This window comes from Pelomonas aquatica (assembly GCF_026712205.1).
Classification (GTDB): Bacteria; Pseudomonadota; Gammaproteobacteria; order Burkholderiales; family Burkholderiaceae_C; genus Pelomonas; species Pelomonas aquatica.
The window spans coordinates 194,613-220,741 of sequence record NZ_JAPPUW010000008.1 but is presented as its reverse complement, the minus strand read 5'-3'; the positions used below and the strand labels follow the sequence as shown (position 1 = coordinate 220,741).

Genomic DNA, 26,129 nt, shown 5'->3' with positions numbered 1-26,129 from the left:
CAGAGGAGTTCCCATGTCCCGCAATTCGTCGCACAAGACAAAGCGACAGCCCCTGAGCTTGATGCCCCTGGGCGCCATGGCGGCCGGCTTTGGCCTGGCATCCGCCGCGATCGCCCAGACAGCGCCAGTGGCGCCCGGCACTGCCGCATCCGCCCCCAACACTGAAGGGGCCGTGCTGCCCACCGTGCGCATCCGGGCCAGCACCGAGCCGCAAGGCAAGGATGCCTATCAGGCCACGGAGACCCGGATTGGCAAGGGCAAGCAGGACATCCGTGACATCCCCCAGTCCTTGACCGTCATCACCCAGAAGGTCATGGATGACCGCGGCCTGACCAACGTCAAGGAGGTGCTGAAGAACACCTCCGGCATCACCTTCCTGGCCGCCGAGGGCGGCGAGGAAGACATCAAGATCCACGGCATCTCGCTGCAAAGCACGGGCGACGTTTTCATCGACGGCATGCGTGACCCCGCCTTCTACGACCGAGACACGTTCTTCATGGACAAGGTCGAGCTCTTGCGTGGCTCCGCGTCGCTGCTATTCGGCCGCGGCTCCACGGGCGGCGCCGTGAACCAAGTCAACAAACAGGCGCGCCTGGCCGACGAGAACGAGATCAACGTCTCTGTCGGCAGCCACAGCGCCGTGCGCGCCGTCGGTGACTTCAACCGGCGCACCGGCGAGAACTCGGCCATGCGCATCGGCACCATGGTGAACGAAGCGGACAGCAACGGTGCCGGCTCCAAGATCAGCAAGGCCGCGATCGCTGGCACTGTGCGTTGGGGCATCGACCAGCAGGACGAGTTCAGTCTCACCGGCTTCGCGCTGAAGAATGACAACGGCATGAACTTCAACGTCCGCTGGATCCGCCCGACTGCCACCTCCCCCGTCGGCGACTCGACACTGCTCCCCGTCGATCCGAACAACTATTACGGCATGGCGAGCGACTTCAACAAAGGCACGGCTCGCTACGTGACGCTGACGCACACACGCCGCTTCTCGCCGAACGTCGAGTTGCTGACCAAGATCCGCGCGGCCAACTACACGCGTGACCAGCGTGCCACGCTGTGGAACTTTGGCGGCGCCGCCGTCCAGCCTGACGGTCTGCCGGTCTCACTGGCGACGCTCAGCGACCGGACCGTCCTCACACGCGGCCTGCAGATCAAGAAGCAGGACATGCAGACGGTGACGGCGCAAAGCGATCTGAGCGCCAAGTTCAAGGGCTTGGGCTTCGACCACTCCCTTCAGGCTGGCATCGATTTCGCCAACGAGAAGAAGCAGGTCTACGCGTCCAACGGACCGATCCCTGCCAAGCCCAACACCACCATCGGCACGCCGTTCGATGGCGCCAGCGTCAACGAGGACGTGCGCACCTTCCGCACCAACAACGAATACACGTCCAAGGCGTACGGCGTCTACATCCAGGATCTGATCCAGATTGCACCTGCCTGGAAGGTGCTGGCCGGCCTGCGCTATGACAACCTCGACGGCAAGTATGACCAGTACTCCGCTGCCGTGCCGCGTGTCACCACGTCCTATCGGATGAAGATCTCGGAGATTAGCAAGCGCGCCGCGGTGCTGTTCCAGCCCAATGAGCAGTGGTCCTTCCACCTGATGGGCGCGACTTCCTTCAACAGCTCGGGCGACACCTACTCGCTGAGCCCTGCCAACGTGAACGTGCCGCCGGAACAGTCGGTGAATGTCGAGCTGGGCGCCAAGTGGGATTCAGCCGACGGCAAGCTGAGCGCTCGCGCCGGCATCTTCCGCAACAAGAAGCTGCAAGAGCGCAACACTGACCCGTTGGTCAACCTGGTGACCCTGTCGGGCAAGCGCCACGCCTCTGGTCTGGACGTGGACCTGGTCGGTCGCATCACCGCTGAATGGGAGGTCTTCGCCAACTTCACGTGGATGCCGGACGCCAAGATCGATGTCGCCGCGCCGGGCGCCGAAGGCCAGGGTGCACGCCCGTCGATGACGCCGCGGTACTCGGGCAGTCTGTGGACGACCTACCAGGCCACGCCCAAGCTGCGCGTGGGGGGCGGCCTCAACGCCCGCAGCGGCCAGCAGCCGTTCCGCAACCCCGGCTTCTTTGCGCCGAAGTTCGTCACGGCGGACCTGATGGCCGAATACGCGGTGCAAGAACCCCTGCTGTTCAAGCTGGTGGTCAGCAACGTCGCAAACAAGCGATACGCCGACTCGCTCTACCCGACCTTCTACGTGCCTGGAACCGGACGCGTGCTGACGCTCACCGGCACCTACAAGTTCTGACTTCGGACAGGTCCGGCGTTCTGCTTGGGACTGCTCCCACCGAATCGCCTTGCGGCGGAAGACACCTGACCGTTCACAAGCCACAGGCGATGAGCCGGGCGCCACTTCGGCCCCACAACTTACCCTGAAAGACACACCATGAAACTGATCGTCTCCCTCGTCCTTGCGTTGACCGCATCCACGGCCTTCGCTCATGGCAACGTCTCCTGCCCCGCGGTGCCCCAGGAGGAGAAAAAGCCGCAGACGGAACTGCAAAAGAAGTTGGAAGGCGAAGGCTGGAAGGTCCGCAAGGTCCAGAACGCCAACGGCTGCTACGAGGTCTACGGCATCGACGACAAGGGTGCCAAGATTGAGGCCTTCTTCAATCCGAAGACCTTCGATCGCGTCTTCCCGCAAGCCGAGCAACCCGCCGCCAAGAAATGATGTGTCGATGATGGCTCGGCTGCTTCTCCCGTCAGAAGAGCACGCGGCTCAAACCATCATCTCGATCATCAACAGCGCCAGAAAGCCCACGAAGAACATCGACGTAAGCAGCGGCGTCTCGTCGACTTCGTGGGCCTCCGTCAACAGCTCCTCCGTCACCAGATAGAGCAGCGCGGCCACGCCGAACGACAGCACGCCGTCCAGCACGATGGGGCTGGCGCTGGCCAGAAAAAACGCGCCGATGCCCGCTCCTGAGGTCAGCAGCACTGCGAAGCTGAGCGTCGTGGCCAGCACCTGACTGCGCACCTTCGGCCCGCGCATAGCGGCCGCGGTTGCAACGCCGAGGAACAGGACCTCCAGCGTCATCGCAATCGTGATGAGCAGACCCTGCCGCTCGCCGGCTGCAAAGCTTACGCCGATCAGCAATCCATCCAAGGCGATGTCCAAGGCCGACGCCAGCAGCAGGCTGGTCGGCAGCGACGATGGCGCGACCTGCTCCTCTCGCGCCTCCAGGCGGCGTGCAACCGCCTTCAACAGCAGCATCGTGACCACGCCGAGCGCGAATCCGCCCAGCGTCACCCAGGGCAGCCGCCGGTGAAGCACGTCAGGTAGCAGTTCTGTCGCCAACGCGGCGAACAACACCCCTGCCGCGATGTGCTGGACGGCGCTTTGCACCTTGGGCCCAGGCGTACGCACTGCGGCAACCGCGCCCCCAACAACGACGGCGGCAGCCGGCACCGCCGCGAACATCATCACGCCGGCAAGCGAGATCGGCTGAGCGCTCATGCGGCTTGCCGTCGGTTCCAGGTCAGCGGCACCAGCAACCACATCGCCCCGATCAAGGCGCCAATACACGCCGCTGCGATGTTGCCGACCATGTGTCCCAGCACCTCCGACAACACGAACTGCGTGGCGAGCACCAGCGCGATGGCGAGCAGCGCTGCGCCGACCAGCATCTGCCGGCTGGCCCTGGCCTTGAAGTTCGCGCGCTGGCGCAGCGGCCGCATCAGCCGGTGCTGCACCGCCGGCGCGGTGAACAACACGAGAGCGGCGACCGACAGCATGAACGTGGCCAGAAAGACGTTCTTCTCGGCTTGCACGATGCTGCGGAACCCCGGTGCAAACGGCACGGCGATCAGGAAGGCCGACAGCAGTTGCGCGGTCGGGAGCAACACCCGCAGTTCTCCCAGCATGTCGGTCAGGTCACCGTCGTCGTCATCCATCAGCTGCCCGGTCAGCGGCAGCGGCCGGCTTTCGTCCTGCTCGGTCATGGCCGCCTCACGCTTTTGCCGCAGCCGGCCCCGCCGCCTTTGCGCTGTTGTCGAACGGCTTGTAGGCCAGCAGTCTCAGCGCGTTGAAGACCACGAGCAGCGTCGACCCTTCGTGGAAGATGACGGCAGTACCGATGCTCAGACCCAGGATGGTGGACGGGATCAGCACCGCGACCACGCCCAGGCTCACCCAGAGGTTCTGCTTGATGACACGGCTGGTGCTACGCGAGAGACCCACCGCGAACGGAAGCTGCGCCAGGTCGTCCGCCATCAGGGCCACGTCTGCGGTTTCCAACGCCACGTCCGACCCCGCAGCGCCCATCGCGATGCCCACGGTGGCGTTGGCCATCGCAGGAGCGTCGTTGACGCCATCGCCCACCATCGCGACCTTGCCGTGCTCGGCGCGCAGCTTCTTGATCTCCTCGACCTTCTGCTCGGGCATCAGGTCGCCCCGAGCCTCCGTGAGCCCCACGGTCTGCGCCACGGCTTCCGCGACCTTCTGGTTGTCGCCGGAGATCATGATCAGACGCTCGATCCCGAGCTTGCGCAGTTCGGCCATCACCTGGCCGGCAACAGGACGCGGCGTGTCCATCACGCCGATCACGCCCAGGAAGCGTCCGCCCTTGCGCACGATCATGGTGGTGCGGCCATCCGCCACCAGCTTCTTGTTGGCCTCGTCGACGTCAGTCGGCACCTTTGAATCGGGCAACTCGGTGAACAAGACTGGTTTGCCAATGTGCACCGTCTCGCCGGCAAGCTGAGCCTGCACGCCACGACCCGTGATGCTCTTGACGTCTGAAGCCTGCAGCAGCTTGGCGTTGTCGCCCAGGCGCTCCTTGGCACCCGTGACGATGGCCGCGGCCAACGGGTGGTCGCTGTGCTCCTCCACGGCCAACGCAACCGCCAGCAGCTCATCTTCCGGCACGCCCTGCGCAGGCACCACATCAGTCAGCTTTGGCTTGCCTTCGGTCAGAGTGCCCGTCTTGTCGAACGCGATGGACGTCAACGTGCCCAGGTTCTCCAGTGGACCGCCGCCCTTGACCAGCACCCCGCCCCGCGCTGCCCGTGCGACGCCGCTCAGCACCGCGCTCGGCACCGAGATCGCCAATGCGCAGGGGCTGGCGGCCACAAGCACCGCCATCGCCCGGTAGAAGGTCTGCGCGAACGGTTCATCGATGACAAACCCAGCACACAGCAGCAGAGCGACGAGCACCAACACCGACGGCACGAAGATCCGCTCGAACTTTTCGGTGAACTGCTGCGTGGGAGACCGCTGCGCTTCGGCTTCGGTGACCATCTTGATGACGCGCGCCATCGTCGACTGGTCCGACTTGCGCGCAACCATGACGTCCATGGCGCCCGAGCCGTTGATGGTGCCCGCGAACACGCGGTTCTCCGCCGCGACCCGCTCGAAGTTGCCGATCGCGGCCCTACCGTCTTCGATGGGCCGCTTGTCGACCGGCACGCTCTCGCCCGTCACGGGCGCCTGGTTGACGCTGGACGTCCCCACGACCACGACGCCATCCGCCGGCAGTCGCTCGTTGGGCTTCACGACCACGACGTCACCAACCTGCAGCTGCTCCAGCGGCACGACCTCGGTCCCGGACTCGCGCCTGACGGTCGCCGTGTCCGGTGCCAGCTTGGCCAGCGCCTCGATCGCTCGCCGTGCCCGTCCCATGGCGTAGTGCTCCAGCGAATGCCCCAGACTGAACAGGAAGAGCAGCAACGCGCCCTCACCCCAGGATCCCAGGGCAGCGGCGCCCGCTGCGGCCACCAGCATCAGCGTGTCGATCTCGAATCGCTTGGCGCGCAGGTTCTCGATGGCCTCGCGGACCGTGTAGAAGCCGCCGAAGAAGTACGACACGACGTAACAGGCCGTCGGCAGCCACTCCGGTCCCGAGCCCCCTCGCCCGACCAGCCAGCCTCCGAGCAGGAACACGCCTGACAGGCACGCAAAGATCAGCTCCGTCTTCTCGCCGAAGAGCCCTCCGTGCTCATGGCTGTGCTCGCCGCCCTCCTCGTCCTTGCCGTGCACGTGGCCCTTCTCGCCGTGTTTGTGCTCGCCCTTGGACTTGCCGTCGGCCGCATGCGCGTGGTCATGACCATCGCCTTCCCGATGCTCATGGCCTTGGTCATCTTTTTCACGACCGGCGTGTTCGTCGTTCGCGGCCTTCGGGTCCTTCGCAGAACCAGCGCGAGGCTCCGACGCTGGTGCTGACAGCCCCTGCTCGCCAGGCTTGGATCCAGAGGCTCGTGGCTCGTCAATGGAGATGTCGAGAGAGGTCAACCGTTGACGGAGCTTCGTCGCATCCATCCTCGAACGGTCGTATTCGATGCGCACGACACCACCCGGGGACACGTCGGCCTCAATGACACCTTCAAGCGATCGCAGTTGCTCAGCGATGCGCTGCGCGAATCGGGCATGCATCGGCAGATTCACCCGCGCCAACACATGCGCAAAGCGATCTGTCAGCTCCAGGCCGGTCGAAGAAACCAGCTCACGCAGGCGGCTCAGCGAGATCACGTTGGGGTCGTAGTGCACGCATAGCTGAGGCTTGCCCTCTTTGACACCCGTGACATGGGCCTCTTCGATGCCTGGCCGCCCTACCAGCTTGTCCTGCAGGCGCGTAACGCAGGGATCTTCAGCGTCGTGGATATCCGGCAGCACCAGGGGGAGGTCCAGACGCAGCTTCTGGGTATCGCTCATGGACGACATCTCTTTCTTGGGAAGGTGGTTGCCAGCGCCCGGGACAGGTATTAGCTGGCTACATCGTGACTAGACCCGTCGATGCCGGTGGTCGGGTCTATCTGAACTGCCGGACGCATGGCGCCGGCGACGTTACCCGGGCAGAGCCCAGGCTCAGATCAAGAAGGCGATGCCCAATTGGGGCGGTCGATCGATGGCACAAGCAGCCAGAAGCTGGCCTGCCTTACCGTCGGCACCACGTGCCCGACCTCGTCGCTCAGCAGACTGACGGCGACATGGGAGGGGAAGGATGCGCAACTAAAGTGGCACGAAATGCAGTCCGCATCCTCGCCAGCGAGCTGCTTGGCGCTGTCACCCGCGGCATCAGAGGCCTTGCCGGCCGTCGACTGATGCTTGTGCAGGTGATGGCCAAAGTGGCTGATTTCACGGCCTTGCTCGTGACGGCAATACCCAGCCGCAGCTCCCCAGACGAACTGGAAAGGCAGCACCGCGAGCAAGAAGATCACGAGGGCTCTACGCACGAAATGATCCTAGCAGCGGGTCAATGTAGGAGGCTACCGCTTTTGGCGGCCGCCACGGCGGCGACGCTCTCGCCGTTCCTCACGCCGGGCCCTCTTCTTCGCACGATCCTGCCGGAAGAAGTAGATGCCCAGGATCACCGAGAGGATGACCACGGCCAGCGAACTCAGGAAGATGAAGTAAGCGAGCCCGTGGTGCTTGTCCTTGAGGTGCTCGAACAGCGTCACCATGGCTGTGCCCTTTCATCCGCCAGCGCTGGGTCCTCCACGCGGTTATCGACGGTGAACCCGACGTAGGTGCCCTCTTCGCTCGATGTGGCCGTAGCGGTGCCACCGTGCATCTTGGCGATCGCCGCGACGATGGAGAGGCCCAGTCCGTGGTTCCGGTCGGCGTTGGTCCGAGACGGGTCAATTCGGTAGAACCGGTCGAAGAGCCGTGGCAGGTGTTCTGCCGGGATCACCGGTCCCTTGTTGTGAACGCCGATCGAGACGAGGTTGACGTTCGGCCGATCAATCCTCACCTCGACCAGCGACCCCTTCGTCGCGTAGCGAGACGCATTGCTCAACAGATTGGAGATGGCACGCCGCACCAGTCCCGCGTCGACCGAAACCCGGGCGTCACCCCGCACCTCGACGCGCAATTCCGCCTCTTCCAGAGCCGCCTCGTGGTACTCCGCCACCTCGGCGGCGAGTTCTGCCATCCGCGTCGGGTATGCGCGACGCGCGGTCACGCCTCGTTCAGCGTGAGACAAGAACAGCATGTCGGCCACGATGCCCGCGATCCGACGAAGCTCTTCCAGGTTGGAACTGAGCACGTCCTGGAGCTCCGCTCCGGAACGGGGCCGGCGAAGAGCCACCTCGCAGCTTCCGATCAGGATCGACAGCGGATTGTTGAGCTCATGCGCCACATCGGCGTTGAAGGCCGACATCTGAAGGTACGCGGCCTGCAGGCGGTCCAGCAACGCGTTGAACTGCAGCAGCAACGGCAGGACTTCCTCCGGCTGGCCCGTGAGGTCGAGACGCTGGTCCATCCGAGTGGCGTCCAGTTCGGAGGTCCGTCCCGCCAACGCGTTGACTGGGGCGAGCCCCCGCTTGACCAGCAGGAACCCGGTTGCCGACACGGCCAACGTGCCAACGATCGCGCCGGTCAACAGCGTCCACCACAAGCGCGACAGGAGCGCCTCGTCCTTGCGGATGTCGTGGATCAATTCCGCATGCCCAGATCCACCCATCTCATCCGGAAGGCGAACGTCAAACACCAGTCGCTTGCTCATCGCGTCCGGCCTATCCGGGTCGTTCTTGTCGAACACCGCATGGCCGTTTCGCTGGCGCACGACCAACGACAGATCGTCGTGGCCCGTCAGGAAATCGCTGAGCAGGTGCTGGATTCCCGCGACGTCGTGCACCTCGCGGGCTTCGTTGAGCAAGCGAAGGACGGTGGCCCGCTTCTTCACGAGGGTGTCGTCTTGCCGGCTGGACAAGGTGAGCGCGATGACAAGGTAGACCGCGCCGCACACCAGGCTGAGACCGACCATGGTCTGCAACGCGAACTGGCGCGACAACCGAGCCCGCAGGCTCGGCGCGCTGAGCGGCGCGGCAGTCATGTCCGGTCCTCGAGCACGTACCCCATGCCACGCACCGTGTGCAGCAAGGGACGCTCGAACGGCTGGTCCAGCTTGGATCGCAGCCGGCGGATAGCCACTTCGACGACGTTGGTCTCGCTGTCGAAGTTCATGTCCCAGACCTGCTCGGCAAGCTCGGTTCGCGACAGCACGTGGCCTTGTCGACGCAACAGGAGCGCCAGCAGGCTGAACTCCTTGGGCGTCAACTCCAGCCGCTGACCGGACCTGCTGGCCTTGCGCCGAACCATGTCCACCTCAAGGTCGGCGACCTTGTAGAGGGTGGTCTCGGCCACCGTTCGGGAACCCGATGCGCGGCGCAGCAGGACCTGCACGCGCGCGACCAGTTCCGAGAACGCGAAAGGCTTGACGAGATAGTCATCGGCGCCGCTCTGTAGGCCCCGCACCCGGTCCTCGACCTGACCGCGCGCGGTCAGCATGAGAACGGGTACGGACCGGGTGTGACGCAGCGCGGACAGCACGGCCAGGCCGTCGATGCCCGGCAGCATCCAGTCCAGGATGACCAGGTCGTACTCGTTGACGGACGCCATGTGCAGGCCGTCGACACCTGAGTGAGCCACCTCGACTTGGTAGCCCTCCTCGGTAAGACCCTTTCGCAGATATCCGGCCGCCTTGACTTCATCTTCGACGACCAGGATCTTCATGAGGCTCTGCGGCCAGACGGCCACCCTCCATGCAAGGAGCTCAGGTTCGCGAGGCACCGGCCTTTCGGCCTGCGCGCCGTGTTGTGTGGCGCTGGATTCATGCAATCACCTCCGCGCCAGGCGTGGTGCGGGGCGCTTCTGCCTCACCCTCTTCGTCCTTGCGGTGGGCAATGCGGTACAGCACCGGCAGCACCAGCAGCGTCAGGGCCGTCGAGGACAGGATGCCGCCGATCACCACCGTGGCCAGCGGACGCTGAACCTCGGCGCCGGTGCCGGTTGCGATCGCCATCGGCACGAAGCCGAGCGATGCGACCAGCGCGGTCATCAGGACCGGACGCAGACGGGTGACCGCGCCTTCGAAGATGGCCTGGTCGAGACTCTTGCCCGACTCCCGCAGACTTCTGATGAACGAGATCATCACGAGGCCGTTGAGCACCGCCACGCCCGACAGCGCGATGAAGCCGACCGCCGCAGAAATGGACATCGGGATGTCCCGCAGCCACAGCGCCACGATGCCGCCGGTCAACGCGAATGGAATGCCGGTAAACACCAGCATGCCGTCCTTGGCGTTGCCGAACATAACGAAAAGCAACGTGAACACCAGCAGCAGGGACACCGGCACGACGACCTTCAGACGCTGCGTGGCGGACTGCAGGTTCTCGAACTGGCCGCCCCAGACCATCCAGTAGCCCGTGGGCAGCTTGACCTGTTGCTGGATCGCGGCTTCAGCCTCTGCGACGAAGGTGCCGATGTCGCGACCGCGAACGTTGGCGCTGACCACCACGCGGCGCTTGCCGTTCTCGCGGCTGACCTGGTTGGGACCAGGCGCCAGGGAGAGGTCAGCCACTTCGCTCAGCGGGATGAAGCGACGTGCACCCTTGCCATCAGCACTGCCAGGCAGCGGCACCGGCAGACGCTTGATCGCCTCCAGGTCCGTGCGGACAGACTCGGGCACGCGCACGATGATGTCGAAGCGACGGTCACCTTCGAACATCGTGCCGCCTTCCTTGCCGCCAACGGCGGTGGCCAGCGTGTCCTGAACGTCTTGAACGTTCAAGCCGTAGCGCGCCGTCTTCTCGCGATCGATCTGCACGCTCAGCATCGGCAGGCCCGAAGTCTGTTCGATGTTGACTTCCGTGGAGCCCGGGATGCCCTTGAGCACCGCGGCGATCTTTTGGGCTGCGCCGTCCATCACCTCCATGTCGTCGCCGAAGACCTTGACGGCCACGTCGGAGCGCACACCGGAGATCAGCTCGTTGAACCGCAACTGGATGGGCTGCGAGAACTCGTAGTTCTGACCCGGCATCTTCTCGACTTCGGCCTTGATCGCGGCCAGCAGTTCGTCACGCGTCTTGCGGGGTTCGGGCCACTCGGACTGCGGCTTCAGCATCACGTAGGCGTCAGAGATGTTCGGCGGCATCGGGTCCGACGCGATCTCAGCCGTGCCGGTGCGCGCGAAGGTCCGTTCGATCTCGGGGAACTTCGCCTTCAGCGTCGCTTCGAGTTGCTGCTGCATCGCGACCGACTGCGTCAGGCTCGTGCCCGGGATCCGCAAGGTCTGGATGGAGAAGTCGCCCTCATTGAGGCTCGGCACGAACTCGCTGCCCATGCGGGTGGCGAGCAGCCCCGACAGGAACACCGTGACGAGTGCAAAGGTGATGACGAGCGGCTGGGCGTTCATCACGCGCTTGAGCGCAGGCTCATAGGCGCGACGGGCCCAACCCATCAGGAAGTTCTCCTTCTCGGCAACCTTCTCGCCGATGAACAGCGCAACGGCTGCCGGCACGAAGGTCATCGACAGGATCATTGCGCCCACCAGAGCGATCACGACCGTGAAGGCCATCGGGTGGAACATCTTCCCTTCGACACCAGCCAGCGCAAAGATCGGCAGGTAGACGATCATGATGATCAGTTGCCCGAAAAGCAGCGGACGACGTGCTTCCTGCGAGGCGAGGAACACCTCATGGAACCGCTCGGACCTAGTCAACGGTCTGCCCTTGTGCTCCTGCGCATGCGCCAGGCGTCGCACACAGTTCTCGACGATCACGACCGCGCCGTCGATGATGATCCCGAAGTCCAACGCTCCGAGACTCATCAGGTTGGCGCTGACTTTCTGGTTCACCATGCCCGTGAACGTGAAGAGCATCGACAGTGGGATCACCATCGCCGTCAGCACGGCTGCGCGGATGTTGCCCAGGAACAGGAAAAGGATGACGATCACGAGGATCGCGCCTTCCAGCAGGTTCTTCTTGACGGTGCCGATGGCCTTGTCGACCAGCGTGGTGCGGTCGTAGACCGTCACGGCATGGACGCCGGCCGGCAGGTTCTTGTTGATCTCCTCCATCTTCTTGTCGACGGCCTGGGAGACGGTGCGGCTGTTCTCGCCGATCAGCATGAACACGGTGCCAAGCACCACTTCCTTGCCGTTGTCGGTCGCAGCACCGGTCCGCAGCTCGCGTCCCAGCTCGACGTTGGCCACGTCCTTGATGCGAACCGGCACGCTGCCTTCGTTGCGCAGCACGATGTTGCCGATGTCGGCGATGGACTTAACCTGGCCCGGCGCGCGGATCAGGTACTGCTCGCCGCGGCGCTCGATGTAGCCCGCGCCCACGTTGGCGTTGTTGCGCTCCAGGGCGTTGACGACGTCAGCCAGCGTGATGCCGTAGGAAGCCAGGCGGCTCGGATCCGGCGAGACGTGGTACTCCTTGGCATAGCCGCCGATGGTGTTGATCTCGGTCACACCGGTCACGTTGCGCAGCTGCGGCTTGATGACCCAGTCCTGGATCTCGCGCAGGTCGGTGGCCGTGTAAGGCTCACCGTTGGGCTTCTTCGCGCCTGGCTGCGACTCGACCGTCCAGAGGTAGATCTCACCGAGGCCGGTGGAGATCGGACCAATGTTTGGCTCCACGCCAGCCGGCATCTGGCCACGCGCACTCTGGATGCGCTCGTTGACCAGCTGGCGGGCGAAGTAGATGTCGGTGCCGTCCTTGAAGATGACCGTCACCTGCGACAGGCCGTAGCGCGACAGTGAACGGGTCTGCTCAAGGCCGGGCAAGCCGGCCATGACGGTCTCGATGGGATAGGTCACTCGCTGCTCGGTTTCGAGCGGCGAATAGCCAGGCGCCTTGGTGTTGATCTGGACCTGGACGTTGGTGATGTCGGGCACCGCGTCGATGGGCAGCTTCTGGTAGCTGAAGACGCCCAGCGCAGCCATGCCCAGCACGGCCAACATCACAAGCCATCGGTGTTCGATGGCAAATCGGATGATGCGTTCAAACATGTCGACGCCTCTTTCAGTGCGCGTGGCTGGCCGAGGCCTTGCCGGCTTCAGACTTGATGACAAAGCTGCCGGACGTCGCGTATTGCGCACCCGCCTTCAGCCCGGAGGTGACCTCGGTACGCTTGCCGTCACTGCGGCCCAGCTCGACTGGCACCGGCGCGAAGCCGCTCGACGTGCGGACGAAGACGATCGACTTGCCTTCCATCGTCTGGATGGCGTCCGCCGTGACCGACACGGGCACCTGAGACTCGTCAGACGAGACCTCGACGTTGACGAAGAGGCCGGGACGCCAGGCCATGTTCGGGTTGTCGACCACCACCCGCGCCTGCGCTGTGCGGGTCTGCTCACCAATCAGGGCGCCCACGTAGGCGACCTTGCCCACGGCCTTCTGCTCGAAGGCCGTGGTGCGGATGACCACGTTCTCGCCGATACGGACCTGCGGCAAATCACGCGCGGGCACGTTCACCTGCGCCCAGACCGACTTCAGGTCCGAGATGGTGAACACGTTGGCGTCCTCACGCACCTGCTCGCCCAGGGCGATGTGCTTCTCGACGACGATGCCGTTGAACGGCGCACGCAGCTCGAACCGGTTCAGCGACGACGAGTCAGAAGTGGCGCCGATGGCCTGCAGCTTCTGGCGGGCATTGGCCACGGCGATCTCCGCCTCGCGCATGGCCTGCTCGGCCTGCTGCACATCCTGCTGCGGCGAGATGCGCTGTTCGAACAGCTGCTTCTCGCGCTCGTACGTCGTGCGTGCAAGTTGCAAACGCTTTTGGGTGGCCTGCAGTTCGGCGCGCTGGTCGGACACGCTCGAGCTGCTGATGACGGCCAGGACCTGCCCCTTCACGACCTGCTGACCCAGAGCCACGGGCACCGACTCGACGACACCGCCGACTCGCGGCACCACGTGGGCCGTGCGGTCTTCGTTGAAGCCGATCTCGCCAGGCAACTGCAGCGCGGAACGGATCGTGGCCGCACCCGACGTCTCGATGCTGATGCCAGCCGCCTTGATCTGCTCGGCAGTCATCGTCACAGCGCCCTCGTCCTTCTCGAACGGGAACTGCAGCAGCCCGCCGCCCGTCTGGACGTCGACTGAGCCCTTGAAAAGGTGCGGCTCACTCACGACCTGGGAGCTCACCAGCACGCCGCCGTCCAGGGCGAAAGCGACCTTCTCTGCGTCGCGGCCGGGGCGCTGCAGCTGCACGGCCACCTGAGCAGCGGCCAGTTGCAGGGGCTTGCCGTCCTTCGTCAGCCACACCTTGATGCGTGGCGAGCCACCCTGGTCAGCCAGGAGCATCTCGACGGTCACACCCTTTTGCTGCCCAAGGACGTCGCCGCCGTTGGTGCCCTTCTTGGCTTCCTCATGGTGCTCACCGTCACCGTGGCCCTCAGCGTCGCTGTGCCCCTTCGCGCCCTTGGCTTCGCCGTGGTGTTCCTCGTCTCCATGGCCCTTGGCTTCGTCATGACCGTGGCCATGCTCTTCCTCGGCTGCAGGTGCGCTGGAACCCATGCGCAGGATGGACACGGTGCCCACCGCACCCAGTGCGATGACCGCGGCGATGGCGATCAGTTGCTTCTTGCCCACGGCGTCACGCAGGCGCTCCAGCGTGCTTTGCTTGTTGTACATCGTCGATCTCTTGAGTTGGTTGCCCGTTACGGGCGATCTGTCGTGGTGCCGAGCTGGCGGTCGATCTCTGCAGCCGTGCGATGGACCTGCGCCACCGCCGTGTAGTACTGGCTGCGGACCTGGAGCCAGGTGCGCTGGGCGTCGAGGGCATCCAAGAAGCTGAACTTGCCCAGCTCGAAGCCGGTCTTGGCCGCCTCGTACGCGGTTTGCGCACCGGGTAGCACCTCGCGGCGCAGAGCTTCCACTTCATCCTTGCGTGCCTGCAGCAGGTCGGCCATCTGCAACACCTCAGAGCGCAGACGCAGCTCTTCAGCCTGGGCCGTCGCCTGTGCGGCATCGCGCCGGCGCAGGGCCTCCAACTGACCACCCTGGTTGCGATCGAAGAACGGCAGCGGCACCGAGACGCTCAGAACAGCCTGGGTACGCCCGACGGTCTGGTCTCGACGCGCGCCGACGCCGACGGTCACGTCAGGCACGCCCTTGGCACGTGCCACGCTATAGCCGGCATCGGCTCGCTGGACTTCCAGCTGGGCGCGGCGAATGGCCGGCGCGTCCGGCAGACGAGCCATGATGTCTGGCGCGGAGGGCGCAACGGGCAGCACTTCAACGTTGCCGTCCAGACGCTGGACCGTGCCCTCAGCAACGCCCATCACGGCCGACAGGGCCCGCAGTGACGCCGAGAGTTCAGCCTGGGCTTGGCGCAGGTCGATTCGTGCCGTCGAGGCGGCGACACGGGCGCGCGTCTCTTCGGTCGGCGAGACCTTGCCTGCCGTCACGCGCCGCACGGCAGCGTCCACGCCGCTGTTGGCGATACGCAGGGACTCCTCGACCACCTTGACGCGCTCCTGAGCCGTCAGCGCGTCAAAGAACGCCTGGATGGCACTGGCGCGAATGTCGGCGCGCCGCGCCACAAGCTCCAGTGCGGCGATGTCCTTGCCACGCTGGGCCAACTCGACACGGGCAGCGCGCTTGCCGCCCATCTCGAGCGTTTGGGCGAGCTGCACGGTCGTTGTACGGGTGCCGGATTTGAGGTCTTCCTGATCGACACCCAGCACGGGATTCGGGATGAGGCCAGCCTGCCGCAAGGCGCCGTCATTGGCATCCAGCTCGGCCGTGGCTGCACGGAGCTGCGGGTTTTGCGCCAGCGCCGTGTCGACCGCCGCGCTGAGCGTCAGCGATGCGGTTTGGGGGGAGATGGCCGCCGACGCCGCGACGTTGACGTCAGGACGAGTAGTGGCCGAAGGCGCAGGCGATTGGGCCTGAGCAAGGGAGGAAATGAGTGCCGCACACGCCAGCGGCACGAAGGTTCTGCGCATCGAAAGCTCCAGGGTTGTTGAAACAACGCGAGGGTTTCGGCGAGAGCAGTGTTGCGGTCAGGGCCGCACGAGAGAAAGAAAGTAGAGACGGAACTGCGCTCGCCGATCAGGCGATGCGCCAGTTGGGGCGTTCCAGCAGGTCAGGCCCGCGCGAACTGAACGTCTTCTTCGACGCAGCGTGGAGAGAGAAGGTGGCGGTGCTGTCCAACTTCACCGCCTCGGACACCATCGGCTTCACAACGCTGAAGTGGCAGTAGCCGCAATCGTTGTCGCCGAGCAGTTTGCCGGCCTTGGCCGACGAAGACTCACCCAAGTGCTGACCAGACGCCTTGGAGCCGGTGTCGCTGCCGGCCTTGTGCTCATGGACGTGATGCCCGATGTGCGTCGTGGCCGGAGCGTCCTCGTGCTGGCAATAGGCTGCAGCTGCCGACCAGGCGAACTGGACGGGCAGCACGAACAGCAAAAAGATGGTCAGCCAGCGACTCATGGGTCGAATTGTGTCTTGAATGCGTGAAGTCAGGGTGACTCGTTGCGGTCCAACTGAGTGAAATCGTTCGCAGACCGCAGTGACTTTGGCTTACAGATCCGCAGCCGGGAGGCCGCGGATCGCTTGTGCCAAGGGTCAGGCGCCTTCCCATTCGCTGCGAGAGACATAGACCATCAGCGGCTTGTCAGCGAAACCTGCGGGGGCGATCGTGCGCACATCCACCGCGCGGTGCTGGGCGGAATCGAACTTCCAGCTGAAGGACTTGCCCGCCTTCTGGAACGTAATCACCTCGCCGCACTTCACGTTCACGGACTTCCCAGCATCGAGGTTCACGATACGGGCGTTCTGAGGCGCAGCCACCGCCTCGCCATGCACCGACTTACCATTCAGCATGGCATCGTTGCGCTGCGGCGTTGCCTGCGCGGTCATGGCGACGAACAGACTGGCGATCAGGGCGGTAGCAGACAGGTTGCGGTTCATGAGGTACTCCTTGTTCGGTGCCCGTGGCGCTCAACCGAGCCGCCTGAAAACGTTCACCACGAGGAAGACTGTAGAAATCCGCCACCGACGAGACCCCTGCTGAGACCATTACAAATTTGTCATGTTGCGCCGTTCGAAGCCGCCGTCTAGGCGACCGGCGAACCTTTCAGAACGAACGGCGCCTGACACATATGCAGGCAGCCATCCGCGCAACTGAACTTTCACAGTAGCCAGTCAGGGAGAGAGCATCTCGCTGACCAGCGTCGCGTTGCGGAACGCCACGAGCAAGGCGTTGCGAGTGAAGCCGTCCGCGCGCCCGCCGACGATCTGCATATTGGTGAGCTGCAGGCCCTGCTTCAACGCCTTCGCCGCTTCAAGGATCTCTTCGGCACTCCTGTCCAGCGAAATGGCCAACCGCAGGATCTCGACATGCCGATCCGCCGTCCGCAACTGCTGCAGCAACTGCCGCTGCCAAGGTTTGGCTGGCCGGATCCGGCCTATCAGCCCCTGGATGACGACGTCGACGTCGTTGATGCCTTTCGCGATCGCCTCAAAGTGCGCCGCAGCTGACTCTGGTGGGAGAGGCGCTGGCGCCTCCTCAAGCCCGTCGGTCTGTCGTACGGCCATCATCCCTTCCCATCCACATCAGCCACTAACCGGCACTTCAATGCGCGGTCGCGCAAGGACGACTCCCCTGTTTCGAACCGGTAGTACTCGTTCCAGAACCAGAGGCTGCCCACAAGTTCCACGAAGAGCACCTGCCCGGCTTCGCCGCGGACATCCAAACTGCCCTGCCCCTTGGCCCATTCGAACACCAACCGATGCCCGCCTGGCGGGACCACCAACCGCACCATGGATGCCGGGGTCGTGGACACCAGGGCGCCACCCATCATTCCCACTCGGACCATGTTCACGGTGTCGCCCCAGCGGTGCCGGACCACATAGATCACCAGCCGGCCTGGCACCGGCTCAAACCGTTTGGCCCTCTCGTCGGCTGCGAGGTCCGGGATCGGCCCAGCCGTGCAGGTCGGCTTGGATCTGCTCCGCGTTCTCGCCCAGTAGCAATGGCGATCGTTCAGAGGAGTGCGAGGAGTGCTCGCGCAACCCGACAGCACCAGGCTGCCCAACGCTGCGGAGGACACGATGACGCTGCGCCTGTCCATGATCACGCACCCGGTTTGCCACACTGGCTGCAGAACCGAGCGCCGGGCAGGAGTACAGCTCCACAGCCCTCGCAGCTGGCCGCCACGAGGGGACCGCCACATCCACCACAAAAGCGCGCACCTGGCGCCCCGGGCTGGCTGCACTTCGCGCACGTCAGGCCAGAAATACCACCAGGGCTCGTCTGTGTTGGCGTCGGTGCCGAGGGGTAGTAGCCACCGCCACCGTGACCACCGTGCTTGTTGTAGCCGCCGTGGCTGGACCCGTGCGAGCGAGACCCACCGTGATGACCGCCACTACCGTGTCCGCTCATGACGCCACGCGCGATGCGTTCCCAAAATCCCATGTCTATCTCCTAGATGCTGCGCGACGTTGCCGCGTCAGTTGACTGCGATGGCAGCCTGCTGGGAGAGGTTCGTGCGATCAAAGGTGGTCGCATCGGTTCCTCGTGGCAGGTGCCGACAAGGTTTCCGACGAGGCGTCGAACGGAGCTTGGGAAAGCAGTAGGGCGCTTCTCGCCGGATCAGGCGAGGCGCGATCTATCTGGCCGGTCTGGCAACGAGGGGATGTGGGAAGCGTGTTCCATCGGCTCTGCGAGCACGGTCTGGCTCGAGGGCTTGCTCAACGCAATCAGCACCTCGAAGATGGGCGCGCTGGACCCGAAGTGGCACATCTCGCAGTCCGCATGAGCGAGGCTCGTCGCCTTGGACTCCTTGGCGGGTTTCGCCTGATCAGACGACGAGTGCTTGTGCTCGTGATGGCCAAAGTGCTTGGCTGCAGCACCAGTTTCGTGCCCGCAATACGCGGCCGCTGCTGCCCAGTTGAACTGCAGCAGCGTAACGATCAACAGCAGGTACGTGAAGATGCGTCGCACGGCTTCAGTTTATCGAGCAGGCTAAAAAAGGGGAACCGTGGCGCGCGGTATTTGTTCCCGTTACCAGCGGCAGCATCGGTACGCCAGTCCCAACCCAGCGGACACCGAACTCTGCTGGCCGGTCAGCGGACTCGCCGCCGCGTCTCCGAGCAACCGCGACGCGCCTGCGTTGCCGAAAAGAATCCAGCGCGGGGTCAACGACGTGATGAAACCGGTGCCGACGTACACGTTTCGAAGCCCGCTGCTCGCCATGAACACGGGCAGCTTCGATGTCGCCGACTGCTCCGGCGTGATCCCGAAGTAGGTCTGCATGTTCTGGCGGTTGGCGAAGGACATGCCCAAACCCGCCGACCACACGATGTTGTCGCCGAGGCGCTTGTGATATCCCAGATCGAGACTGCCAACCGCGCCGCCCTGCCGACCCAGCAGATCCTGGGACACGTTCGCACTGACATCCCATCGGTCCGAAAGCTTGTAGCCTACAAAGACCCGACCGCGCAGCGTCCTCTCGATGTCCGGAAGACCGATGAGCCGCGGGGAATCGCCTGACTGGCGCCCGCTGTCGAACCGCAGCGCGCCTCCGAACCGAAAGCGATTGCCGTCGACCAGCAGCGCGCTCGCGCCTGGGCCCTGCGGATCGGAAGCGAAGTTCATCGCCGCAGCCGAGCGCGACGTACTGAGCCTGAAGCGCCCCCATTGGTACGCCCACAGCGGTCGCAGCTTGATGATGCGCCGCTCCGAGCCCTCGTACTCGGGTTGCGATAGCGCCATCGCGCCGACGAGATAGTTGTGCGTGGAGGTTCCCTTCTGGTCGTCCTCCTCGGCATGGCTGGACTGGGAAATCGCGAGTGCGACGGCGCAAGGCAGGATGCGGGTCACGGATTGAATCGCCCCGGGTTTCGAGGAGGCTCAACACTCTGAGAGGATTGAGCCATGAGCAAGTCGAACAAGTTCTCGCCCGAGGTGCGTGAGCGTGCGGTGAGGATGGTGCAGGAGCACCGAGGGGAGTACCCGTCGTTGTGGGCGGCCATCGAGTCCATCGCGCCCAAGATCGGCTGCGTGCCGCAGACGCTGAACGAATGGGTCAAGCGTGCTGAGGTCGATGCCGGCGTGCGCGGGGGCGTGACGACCAGCGAGGCGCAGCGCGTGAAGGACCTCGAACGCGAGGTGCGCGAACTGCGCAAGGCCAATGAGATTCTGAAGCTGGCCAGCGCGTTTTTCGCCCAGGCGGAGCTCGACCGCCGCATCAAGTCCTGAAGGTCTTCGTCGACCGGCATCGCCAGCAGTTTGGGGTCGAGTCGATCTGCCGCGTCATGCAGATCGCCCCGTCGGCGTACTGGCGCCATGCGGCCCGTCGGCACAACCCTGCACTGTGCTCGCGTCGCGCGCAGCGCGATGCGAGCCTGGTGCCTCAGGTCCAGCGCGTGTGGCAGGCCAACATGCAGGTCTATGGCGCCGACAAGGTCTGGCGCCAGCTCAACCGCGAGGGCGTGGCGGTAGCGCGCTGCACCGTCGAACGGTTGATGCGCCAAGAGGGGCTGCAGGGCGTGCGTCGAGGCAAGGCGGTGCGCACCACGATCCCTGACCCCAAGGCGCCATGTCCGCTGGACCGGGTCAACCGGCAGTTCCGTGCCGAACGGCCCAACCAGCTCTGGGTCTCGGACTTCACCTACGTCTCGACCTGGCAGGGCTGGGTCTACGTGGCGTTCGTGGTGGACGTGTTCAGCCGGCGCATCGTGGGCTGGCGCCAGAGCAGTTCGATGCACACCGAGTTCGTCCTCGACGCGCTGGAGCAGGCCCTGTACGACCGCAAGCCGTCTGAAGACGACGGCTTGATCCATCACTCGGACCGCGGGTCGCAATACCTGTCCATCCGCTACAGCGAGCGCTTGGCCGAGGCCGGCATCGAGCCTTCAGTGGGCTCCAAGGGTGACAGTTACGACAACGCGCTGGCCGAGACCATCAACGGGCTCTACAAGGCCGAGGTGATCCACCGGCGCGGGCCGTGGAAGACCAAGCAGGCGGTGGAACTGGCGACGCTGGAATGGGTCGCTTGGTTCAACCACCACCGCTTGATGGAGCCGCTGGGCTACATCCCGCCGGCCGAGTTCGAGGCCAACTACCATCGACAACGCGCTGGTCAGGCCGCGACCGTCTGACTTAAACCAACGGGCCTCCGCGGAACCCGGGGCGATTCAGATCGAGGATGGCGCGCAGGAAGAGTCATGCCGCCATGGTTCAAGTCGCCACCTTAAGCCCGGCTTAAGAATCGAAACCAGACCATGCACCCCAATTTAAGATGGCCTGCAAAGGGCAAGTAGAACGACATGCGCCTGCTATTGGTCGAAGACGACGTGATGGTCGGCAAGTCGCTGCAGCGTGGCCTGGTCCAGGCCGGCTTCAGCGTGGACTGGGTCCGCGATGGCCGCCACGCCGAATTGGCTCTGGGTCACGGTCTGCATGACTTGACTATCCTTGACCTCGGCCTTCCGCAGGTCGACGGCATGCAGTTGCTGAAGAAGCTGCGCGATCGTGGGAATGGCATGCCGGTCCTGATCGCCTCTGCCCGAGACGCTGTCAGCGACAAGATCGCAGGCCTTGACGCCGGAGCCGACGACTACGTCCTGAAGCCGTTCGATCTGGACGAGCTGATCGCCCGCGTCCGTGCGCTTCTTCGCCGCCACGCCGGCACCGGCATGCCCATCCTCCGTTGCGGCGCTCTTGTGATGGATCCCGGAAGACGAATCGTGACGCTGGATGGTCTGCCCGTAGACCTGTCGGCACGCGAGTTCGGGCTTCTCGAGGCCTTGATGCTGCGACCCGAAATCGTCATCTCCAAGGAGAAACTTGAAGAATCCATCTATGGCTGGGGCGAGGAGATCGCGAGCAATGCCATCGAGGTGTACGTACACAACCTCCGACGCAAGCTCGGCAGCGATCGGATCCGCACGGTGCGAGGCGTGGGCTATCGGGTGGCGGAGGGTTGATGCGATCTCTTGAACGCGACCTTCTCAAGTGGATCGTTGGCGCACTGGCGGTGGGCACCGTGCTGGTGACCGTCGCTGCCTACTGGGTGACGCTTGAGGAGATGCATGAGGTCTTCAATGCGGAGCTGAAGACCATTGCCGAGGGTGTCGCCCGCATGCACCACGCCAATCAGGACTGGACCGCCAGCGCGGATATCCCGGCACGCACAGACATCCCGGACAATTCCGAGATCGTCACCCAGAGCTGGACAGCTGCCGGGAAGCGCCTCTACATCTCGGACCCGCGGGTATCACTACCCTTTTTGTCCATCGAGGGGCAAAGCCAGCCCCTGGTCGGCGGTGAGCGGTGGATCGTCCATACAGTGCTCCGACATGGCTACGTGGCGCAGGCAGCCCAGCGCCAATCCCAGCGACAGCAGATGGCCGGTGAGTCCGCCGCCCAGATCTCATCGATGATGGTCGGCCTCGTCGCCGCTGTAGGCGCCCTCCTCGTCTTCAGTCTGCGTCGAGGCCTGGCGCCACTCGATGGCGCTGCCCGCGACATTGCGACGCGCAGCGCCCGCTCGCTCGCCCCCATCCCTATGGGCGCCGCACCGCAGGAGCTGAAGCCGGTGATCGAATCCACCAATGAACTGCTGCGCCGACTCGGCGAGTCGTTCTTGGCGCAACGCCGCTTCCTGGCCGACGCGGCTCACGAGCTGCGCACCCCCATCACTGCCTTGCGTCTGCAACTTCAAATGCTCAAGCGCAGTCCTGACGAGACGTCCAAGCAAGTTTCGCTGGAGGAGCTAGAGTCGGGCATCGACCGGTCGCAGCATCTGGTGGAACAGTTGCTGCAGGTCGCACGCAGCGAGCCGGACGTCGAGAACATGCGGGTCGCAGCTGTCGACTTGGCTGCCCTGGCCCGCAGCGTCGCTGGCAGGTTCGCCATCAAGGCCGATGCTCGGCGTGTGGACTTGGGTGTTCATGTCATCGACGAGGCCGTCGTCGATGGCGACGTGCAACAGCTCACGGTGCTGCTGAACAACCTTGTCGACAACGCGCTGCGCTACGCGCCAGGCGGGCCCGTGACTATCGAGGTGCTGATGGATCTGGCTCATCCCGTGATTCGCGTCAGCGACGATGGGCCCGGCATTCCTGAACCCGAACGTACACGCGTATTCGACCGATTCTTCCGCGGTACGTCTGGCAGCCAAGACCCCGAAGGGAGCGGACTCGGGCTGTCCATCGTCCGGGCCATCGCCGAGAAACACGACGCAAAAGTCGAGCTGGGCTACAAGGAAGGCGGTCGCGGCCTGTCAGTCAGCGTCGTTTTCCAGGCGGCTCAGACCAGGATGCGCAACTGATGTGCTGGCCGCTGAAGAGCCGCAGCGCGCTGCTCAGGCCGTGCGATCAAAGAAATTGGGCTTCACGCCCTGCTCTGGACCGGAGGTCAACATGCTGACTCTGGTCTGCTCCTGATCCTTCAACTGGGCGAAGGGCTTGCCAAAGCGCTTCTTCGCGATGTAGTTCTCCATCGAGGCAGTGCTGGGAAAGTTGGTCTAGTCGCCGAGACCGACTGACCTCTTCTCCTACCGCGCCACGATAAAGGCCTTGAGGATCGGGTATCCGCATTCGGCGAAGAGCAGCTGCAGGCTCACTTCGCCGATGTCGCCTGTGGTTTGATTTCTTGTACGTTTCGCCACGTGTGATATCCCTGAATTCGCACGGTTGTGATCGGTTCGGGTTCGAACACTACCGTCCGTTCACTCACTCTATCCGGTCAACTGAGAGGGGTTGGTTCGGCTCGCAGCGCTGGCCGAGGTAATGGCGCGGCGCGCCGTTTCAAGCCCTCGATTTCGAGCGTTGCTAGATCGCGCTCCGGGCGGCCAAATTGGCACCGCAGCCGCTCTGGCTGCATACAAATCGAGGACTCAGGGATGACCCACCCAATCAAGCCGGGACCGAAGCCGAAGAAGCAGGACGGGACCGACGACCGTCGCCGTCACGTCGATCCGCAGAATGCACCGAAGCATCCGACGCTGCCGATCCACAAGCACGATCCAAAGAAGAAGTAGGCTTTGGACCTGAGCGACTGCCGTCGAGGAGTCGCTCGGCGCGGTATGGCTACGCCACCGGAGGTGCTGACCGCAAAACTGCGCTGCCGCAGGCTACGCGCCGTGCTGAGGCTTCATGGCCCCGCATCGAGGTGCGTCCAGATCACTGAGCCCCACACCAAGGCGGTCAATGTCAGCGCGAGCAGCACCGCGGCACTTCCCATGTCCTTCGCACGTTTGGACAACAGGTTGTGTTCGAAGGAGATCCGATCAACCGTCGCCTCGATCGCGGAGTTGAGCAACTCGACGATCAGGACAAGCAGCAACGATCCGACCATCAGGACGAGCTGCACTTCGGTCTTCGCCAGCCAAAGCGCCAGTGGCACCAAGAGGATGCCAAGCACGACCTCCTGGCGAAACGCGCTTTCGCCCTTGAACGCGGCGACCAGTCCGTCCACGGAGTATCGGAACGCATAGACGATGCGCTCGATGCCCGTCCGCCCCTTGTGAGGGTTGCCAGTTTTCATGTTTTCCTCACGGGCACGTCGACAGCATTTCCAACGCTGGCTGGTAGACATCCGCCCTCACCCCCACCCACCCCATCACGGTATGGAGAAGGTTGTCGTGAAAGGCTGGACTGTCGCGTAAGAAGGTCAGGCAGCCAGGTTTCAGCGAGCGGTCGAGCTCGCCGCCCGCCGGCGCCTACATGATCATCGGCACGTGCGTTTGTTCCCGCGGCGCCATCGCATATGGCATTGAACCACTCGACGACGCGCCTCACGACAGGGGGCTTCGCGTTGCATCGCTGGCGTGGGATATGCCCCGCTCCTGCCATGCCTTCACTGCGTGCCAGCTGAGTGCGCTGACGGTCCAGCAGATCCACGCCGTCCACAACGAATGGCTCAGGTAGTGCGCTCCTCGCATCATCTGGACCCATGCGAGGCCCGCTCCGCAGACCACGACGATGAAAAGGTAGATACGACCTGTCCTGGGCAGCTTGTCCCGCAAGGCAAACCAGCCGGGCAACAGCGCGAAGGCCGTCGAGGCATGCCCTGAGGGGAAACATCCCCCTGGCCCGCCATCCCGCAGGCCCAGCACCCAATGCGGCACGTAGCGCGCAAGCTCGCCGCCGAATTGGATCAACGACCACGGACAACTGGTGCTGCTGGCACGCTTGAGCATCGGAATGAGCGCTACGCAGATCAGCGTGGTGGCGATCCACCAGATCCTGTCTCGTCGAAGTAGCCCAGCGGCAAGGACTTTTGGCCTCCAGATGCTCAACAACAGCAAGGCGAAGAACGTCCACCCCACCAGACGTGCGCCGTCATGCAGGATCTTTGCGGTGAGCCAGTGGTCTCGCCAGGGAAAGCCGGCGGCAGAACCATAGAGCCTGATCAAAGGAAGGTCGAGGCGAGACCACTCCCACAGGGCCAACAATGCCAACCCGACAAAGACTACTGAGGCGTCCTGCGATGCTCGAGTGATGACGCTCGTCCCGAGCGACCCCCACGGTGCATCAACATTGCGGGGCCGGTACGAGGAGGAATTGCGAGAAGCTTGGAACACGAAGACTGCTGGCGCCGTTGAAAACCGGCGGCAGTGTTTGGGCGCGGAGCTTAAGGAATGCTTAAGCCTGCTCGTCGCGAACCCGACCTGCATGCGTCGAGCATGACCTCCGCTTTCCGTACGCTCGGCCTCGGAAAAGTCCGTCAACGACTGAACAGGGGGCGGTGCTTTGACTTGATCGCTGAACGGCTTTGTCCGCGAAGGGCATGCACCTTGGCGCACATAAATCCGGCGAGCTGGCAGACCCCTTGGTTGCGCGAGCGCTCGCCGAGCGCGCACGGCCGCTTGGGCTCAATGGGAGTGCACCGAGCGCAAGTGCGATGCCGCGGAATCTGAAGTCGCCTGACTTTCCTGTGACGCTACCGACAGGCCCTGCAAGATGCCGCACTCGCTGGCACTCGGGGCCTCGCAGCAACGATGACACAGTTCCTTGAGCTGCTTCTCCAGCGCCCGCAGCTCTTTCACGCGACGCGACACGTGGTCGATGTGCTGGTCCAGCAGCGCGTTCACGTCGCCGCAGTCCGCGCACGGATCCCACGCTCTGTCCCACGCCCCCCCGCCCTGCCGATATTTTTTTGTCTGCTGCAACCCACAACCAGCGTGGCGGAGCAAAAAAAGCGGCAGCTATCACCAGATGCTCAGAGGTCAGCCGAGTTCGTGGTTGTCCCTAGGGTTGTCCCCAAAGACCAAAAATAGGACTTGGAAAGAAAAACGGGCTACAGCCGCCCAGCTGTAACCCGTTGATTTCTAAGGAAAAATTTGGTCGGGGCGGCGGGATTCGAACTCGCGACCCTCTGCTCCCAAAGCAGATGCGCTACCAGGCTGCGCTACGCCCCGAACAAGCCCATC

The 26,129-nt window shown here is 64.1% G+C and carries 27 protein-coding genes, 1 tRNA gene and 1 other annotated feature; of the genes, 6 read left to right on the top strand and 22 right to left on the bottom strand.

The window, feature by feature from the left end; all coding sequences use genetic code 11:
• Positions 1–13: 13 nt before the first annotated feature.
• Both NYP07_RS10885 and NYP07_RS10880 read left to right on the top strand, forming a co-directional pair.
• Positions 14–2,263: a TonB-dependent receptor gene (locus tag NYP07_RS10885; protein WP_268150252.1), complete on the top strand. Its 2,250-nt coding sequence runs from the start codon at positions 14–16 to the stop codon at positions 2,261–2,263.
• Between the two features lie 138 nt (positions 2,264–2,401).
• Positions 2,402–2,686: a PepSY domain-containing protein gene (locus NYP07_RS10880; RefSeq protein WP_268150250.1), complete on the top strand. Its 285-nt coding sequence runs from the start codon at positions 2,402–2,404 to the stop codon at positions 2,684–2,686.
• Between the two features lie 48 nt (positions 2,687–2,734).
• Here the strand turns inward: NYP07_RS10880 and NYP07_RS10875 are convergent, their stop codons facing one another.
• The 17 genes from NYP07_RS10875 to NYP07_RS10795 form a co-directional block, all read right to left on the bottom strand.
• Complete coding sequence (locus tag NYP07_RS10875; RefSeq protein ID WP_268150248.1) at positions 2,735–3,472, bottom strand: ZIP family metal transporter; 738 nt, start codon at positions 3,470–3,472, stop codon at positions 2,735–2,737.
• Positions 3,469–3,957: a DUF6328 family protein gene (locus tag NYP07_RS10870; protein ID WP_268150246.1), complete on the bottom strand. Its 489-nt coding sequence runs from the start codon at positions 3,955–3,957 to the stop codon at positions 3,469–3,471. Before NYP07_RS10870 ends, NYP07_RS10875 begins: the two co-directional genes overlap by 4 nt.
• A gap of 7 nt (positions 3,958–3,964) precedes the next feature.
• Positions 3,965–6,664 carry a heavy metal translocating P-type ATPase gene (locus tag NYP07_RS10865; RefSeq protein WP_268150244.1) on the bottom strand — a complete coding sequence of 900 codons (2,700 nt, stop codon included), beginning with the start codon at positions 6,662–6,664 and terminating at the stop codon, positions 3,965–3,967.
• 158 nt (positions 6,665–6,822) lie between these two features.
• A complete protein-coding gene (locus tag NYP07_RS10860; protein ID WP_268150242.1) occupies positions 6,823–7,170 on the bottom strand; it encodes a hypothetical protein in 348 nt (115 codons plus the stop codon).
• 48 nt (positions 7,171–7,218) lie between these two features.
• A complete protein-coding gene (locus NYP07_RS10855; RefSeq protein ID WP_268150240.1) occupies positions 7,219–7,413 on the bottom strand; it encodes a hypothetical protein in 195 nt (64 codons plus the stop codon).
• Positions 7,407–8,786 carry a heavy metal sensor histidine kinase gene (locus tag NYP07_RS10850; RefSeq protein WP_268150238.1) on the bottom strand — a complete coding sequence of 460 codons (1,380 nt, stop codon included), beginning with the start codon at positions 8,784–8,786 and terminating at the stop codon, positions 7,407–7,409. Before NYP07_RS10850 ends, NYP07_RS10855 begins: the two co-directional genes overlap by 7 nt.
• The gene (locus NYP07_RS10845; protein ID WP_268150236.1) at positions 8,783–9,466 is read right to left on the bottom strand and encodes a heavy metal response regulator transcription factor; all 684 of its coding nucleotides are present in this window, start codon (positions 9,464–9,466) and stop codon (positions 8,783–8,785) included. Before NYP07_RS10845 ends, NYP07_RS10850 begins: the two co-directional genes overlap by 4 nt.
• 97 nt (positions 9,467–9,563) lie before the next feature.
• Entirely contained in the window at positions 9,564–12,746 is a 3,183-nt protein-coding gene (locus NYP07_RS10840) for a CusA/CzcA family heavy metal efflux RND transporter (RefSeq protein WP_268150233.1), read from the bottom strand.
• A 13-nt stretch (positions 12,747–12,759) separates the two neighbouring features.
• Entirely contained in the window at positions 12,760–14,373 is a 1,614-nt protein-coding gene (locus NYP07_RS10835; RefSeq protein ID WP_268150231.1) for an efflux RND transporter periplasmic adaptor subunit, read from the bottom strand.
• 26 nt (positions 14,374–14,399) lie between these two features.
• Positions 14,400–15,689 (bottom strand): TolC family protein, encoded by a 1,290-nt coding sequence (locus tag NYP07_RS10830; protein ID WP_268150229.1) that lies wholly within the window; start codon positions 15,687–15,689, stop codon positions 14,400–14,402.
• Positions 15,690–15,795: 106 nt separating this feature from the next.
• Positions 15,796–16,176 (bottom strand): cation efflux protein, CzcI family, encoded by a 381-nt coding sequence (czcI, locus tag NYP07_RS10825; RefSeq protein WP_268150227.1) that lies wholly within the window; start codon positions 16,174–16,176, stop codon positions 15,796–15,798.
• A gap of 135 nt (positions 16,177–16,311) precedes the next feature.
• Positions 16,312–16,656, bottom strand: a complete 345-nt coding sequence (locus tag NYP07_RS10820) for a CzcE family metal-binding protein (RefSeq protein ID WP_268150225.1) — start codon at positions 16,654–16,656, stop codon at positions 16,312–16,314.
• A 234-nt stretch (positions 16,657–16,890) separates the two neighbouring features.
• Positions 16,891–17,286 carry a hypothetical protein gene (locus NYP07_RS10815; RefSeq protein ID WP_268150223.1) on the bottom strand — a complete coding sequence of 132 codons (396 nt, stop codon included), beginning with the start codon at positions 17,284–17,286 and terminating at the stop codon, positions 16,891–16,893.
• The gene (locus NYP07_RS10810; RefSeq protein WP_268150221.1) at positions 17,283–17,819 is read right to left on the bottom strand and encodes a hypothetical protein; all 537 of its coding nucleotides are present in this window, start codon (positions 17,817–17,819) and stop codon (positions 17,283–17,285) included. The genes NYP07_RS10815 and NYP07_RS10810 overlap by 4 nt, the downstream gene beginning before the upstream one ends.
• A 2-nt stretch (positions 17,820–17,821) precedes the next feature.
• Complete coding sequence (locus NYP07_RS10805) at positions 17,822–18,130, bottom strand: zinc ribbon domain-containing protein (protein WP_268150316.1); 309 nt, start codon at positions 18,128–18,130, stop codon at positions 17,822–17,824.
• A gap of 210 nt (positions 18,131–18,340) precedes the next feature.
• A complete protein-coding gene (locus NYP07_RS10800) occupies positions 18,341–18,691 on the bottom strand; it encodes a cobalt-zinc-cadmium resistance protein (protein ID WP_268150219.1) in 351 nt (116 codons plus the stop codon).
• A 60-nt stretch (positions 18,692–18,751) separates the two neighbouring features.
• Positions 18,752–19,570 (bottom strand): MipA/OmpV family protein, encoded by an 819-nt coding sequence (locus NYP07_RS10795; RefSeq protein ID WP_268150217.1) that lies wholly within the window; start codon positions 19,568–19,570, stop codon positions 18,752–18,754.
• A 54-nt stretch (positions 19,571–19,624) separates the two neighbouring features.
• Between NYP07_RS10795 and NYP07_RS10790 the strand changes: the two genes are divergently transcribed.
• The 3 genes from NYP07_RS10790 to NYP07_RS10780 all read left to right on the top strand — a co-directional run bounded on the left by NYP07_RS10790 (position 19,625) and on the right by NYP07_RS10780 (position 23,024).
• Positions 19,625–20,850, top strand: a protein-coding gene (locus NYP07_RS10790) for an IS3 family transposase (protein ID WP_420852385.1) whose coding sequence is annotated in 2 segments (ribosomal slippage) — positions 19,625–19,913 and positions 19,913–20,850 — 1,227 coding nt in all. Because the reading frame shifts where the segments join, the coding sequence is not laid out codon by codon here.
• Positions 19,903–20,019: a sequence feature (AL1L pseudoknot), on the top strand. (Overlaps the previous gene by 117 nt.)
• 168 nt (positions 20,851–21,018) lie before the next feature.
• Entirely contained in the window at positions 21,019–21,678 is a 660-nt protein-coding gene (locus NYP07_RS10785; protein WP_268150213.1) for a response regulator, read from the top strand.
• Positions 21,678–23,024 carry a sensor histidine kinase gene (locus NYP07_RS10780; RefSeq protein WP_268150211.1) on the top strand — a complete coding sequence of 449 codons (1,347 nt, stop codon included), beginning with the start codon at positions 21,678–21,680 and terminating at the stop codon, positions 23,022–23,024. Before NYP07_RS10785 ends, NYP07_RS10780 begins: the two co-directional genes overlap by 1 nt.
• Before the next feature lie 33 nt (positions 23,025–23,057).
• On the opposite strand, the gene NYP07_RS10775 is transcribed toward NYP07_RS10780, so the two are convergent.
• The gene (locus tag NYP07_RS10775; RefSeq protein WP_268150209.1) at positions 23,058–23,195 is read right to left on the bottom strand and encodes a hypothetical protein; all 138 of its coding nucleotides are present in this window, start codon (positions 23,193–23,195) and stop codon (positions 23,058–23,060) included.
• 402 nt (positions 23,196–23,597) lie between these two features.
• Here NYP07_RS10775 and NYP07_RS10770 point away from each other — a divergent pair, with 402 nt between their 5' ends.
• Positions 23,598–23,735: a hypothetical protein gene (locus NYP07_RS10770; protein ID WP_268150207.1), complete on the top strand. Its 138-nt coding sequence runs from the start codon at positions 23,598–23,600 to the stop codon at positions 23,733–23,735.
• 113 nt (positions 23,736–23,848) lie between these two features.
• Here NYP07_RS10770 and NYP07_RS10765 read toward each other — a convergent pair whose 3' ends face one another.
• From NYP07_RS10765 to NYP07_RS10750, 4 genes are all read right to left on the bottom strand, one after another.
• Positions 23,849–24,241, bottom strand: a complete 393-nt coding sequence (locus NYP07_RS10765) for a diacylglycerol kinase (protein ID WP_268150205.1) — start codon at positions 24,239–24,241, stop codon at positions 23,849–23,851.
• A 250-nt stretch (positions 24,242–24,491) separates the two neighbouring features.
• A complete protein-coding gene (locus tag NYP07_RS10760) occupies positions 24,492–25,280 on the bottom strand; it encodes a phosphatase PAP2 family protein (protein ID WP_268150202.1) in 789 nt (262 codons plus the stop codon).
• A gap of 291 nt (positions 25,281–25,571) precedes the next feature.
• The gene (locus tag NYP07_RS10755; RefSeq protein ID WP_378990609.1) at positions 25,572–25,790 is read right to left on the bottom strand and encodes a MerR family transcriptional regulator; all 219 of its coding nucleotides are present in this window, start codon (positions 25,788–25,790) and stop codon (positions 25,572–25,574) included.
• A 250-nt stretch (positions 25,791–26,040) separates the two neighbouring features.
• Positions 26,041–26,117 (bottom strand) — tRNA-Pro (locus NYP07_RS10750).
• Between the last annotated feature and the right edge of the window lie 12 nt (positions 26,118–26,129).

Excerpts from the sequence above, each read along its gene's own strand:
- NYP07_RS10805 (WP_268150316.1), bottom strand. The coding sequence starts at position 18,130 with ATGAGCGGACACGGTAGTGGCGGTCATCACGGTGGGTCTCGCTCGCAC.
- NYP07_RS10855 (WP_268150240.1), bottom strand. The coding sequence starts at position 7,413 with ATGGTGACGCTGTTCGAGCACCTCAAGGACAAGCACCACGGGCTCGCT.
- NYP07_RS10835 (WP_268150231.1), bottom strand. The coding sequence starts at position 14,373 with ATGTACAACAAGCAAAGCACGCTGGAGCGCCTGCGTGACGCCGTGGGC.
- NYP07_RS10770 (WP_268150207.1), top strand. The coding sequence starts at position 23,598 with ATGACCCACCCAATCAAGCCGGGACCGAAGCCGAAGAAGCAGGACGGG.
- NYP07_RS10885 (WP_268150252.1), top strand. The coding sequence starts at position 14 with ATGTCCCGCAATTCGTCGCACAAGACAAAGCGACAGCCCCTGAGCTTG.
- NYP07_RS10870 (WP_268150246.1), bottom strand. The coding sequence starts at position 3,957 with ATGACCGAGCAGGACGAAAGCCGGCCGCTGCCGCTGACCGGGCAGCTG.
- NYP07_RS10785 (WP_268150213.1), top strand. The coding sequence starts at position 21,019 with ATGCGCCTGCTATTGGTCGAAGACGACGTGATGGTCGGCAAGTCGCTG.
- NYP07_RS10830 (WP_268150229.1), bottom strand. The coding sequence starts at position 15,689 with ATGCGCAGAACCTTCGTGCCGCTGGCGTGTGCGGCACTCATTTCCTCC.
- NYP07_RS10880 (WP_268150250.1), top strand. The coding sequence starts at position 2,402 with ATGAAACTGATCGTCTCCCTCGTCCTTGCGTTGACCGCATCCACGGCC.
- NYP07_RS10780 (WP_268150211.1), top strand. The coding sequence starts at position 21,678 with ATGCGATCTCTTGAACGCGACCTTCTCAAGTGGATCGTTGGCGCACTG.
- czcI (WP_268150227.1), bottom strand. The coding sequence starts at position 16,176 with ATGAGTCGCTGGCTGACCATCTTTTTGCTGTTCGTGCTGCCCGTCCAG.
- NYP07_RS10865 (WP_268150244.1), bottom strand. The coding sequence starts at position 6,664 with ATGAGCGATACCCAGAAGCTGCGTCTGGACCTCCCCCTGGTGCTGCCG.
- NYP07_RS10775 (WP_268150209.1), bottom strand. The coding sequence starts at position 23,195 with ATGGAGAACTACATCGCGAAGAAGCGCTTTGGCAAGCCCTTCGCCCAG.
- NYP07_RS10810 (WP_268150221.1), bottom strand. The coding sequence starts at position 17,819 with ATGGACAGGCGCAGCGTCATCGTGTCCTCCGCAGCGTTGGGCAGCCTG.
- NYP07_RS10845 (WP_268150236.1), bottom strand. The coding sequence starts at position 9,466 with ATGAAGATCCTGGTCGTCGAAGATGAAGTCAAGGCGGCCGGATATCTG.
- NYP07_RS10815 (WP_268150223.1), bottom strand. The coding sequence starts at position 17,286 with ATGATGGCCGTACGACAGACCGACGGGCTTGAGGAGGCGCCAGCGCCT.
- NYP07_RS10840 (WP_268150233.1), bottom strand. The coding sequence starts at position 12,746 with ATGTTTGAACGCATCATCCGATTTGCCATCGAACACCGATGGCTTGTG.
- NYP07_RS10820 (WP_268150225.1), bottom strand. The coding sequence starts at position 16,656 with ATGAACCGCAACCTGTCTGCTACCGCCCTGATCGCCAGTCTGTTCGTC.
- NYP07_RS10765 (WP_268150205.1), bottom strand. The coding sequence starts at position 24,241 with ATGAAAACTGGCAACCCTCACAAGGGGCGGACGGGCATCGAGCGCATC.
- NYP07_RS10875 (WP_268150248.1), bottom strand. The coding sequence starts at position 3,472 with ATGAGCGCTCAGCCGATCTCGCTTGCCGGCGTGATGATGTTCGCGGCG.
- NYP07_RS10850 (WP_268150238.1), bottom strand. The coding sequence starts at position 8,786 with ATGACTGCCGCGCCGCTCAGCGCGCCGAGCCTGCGGGCTCGGTTGTCG.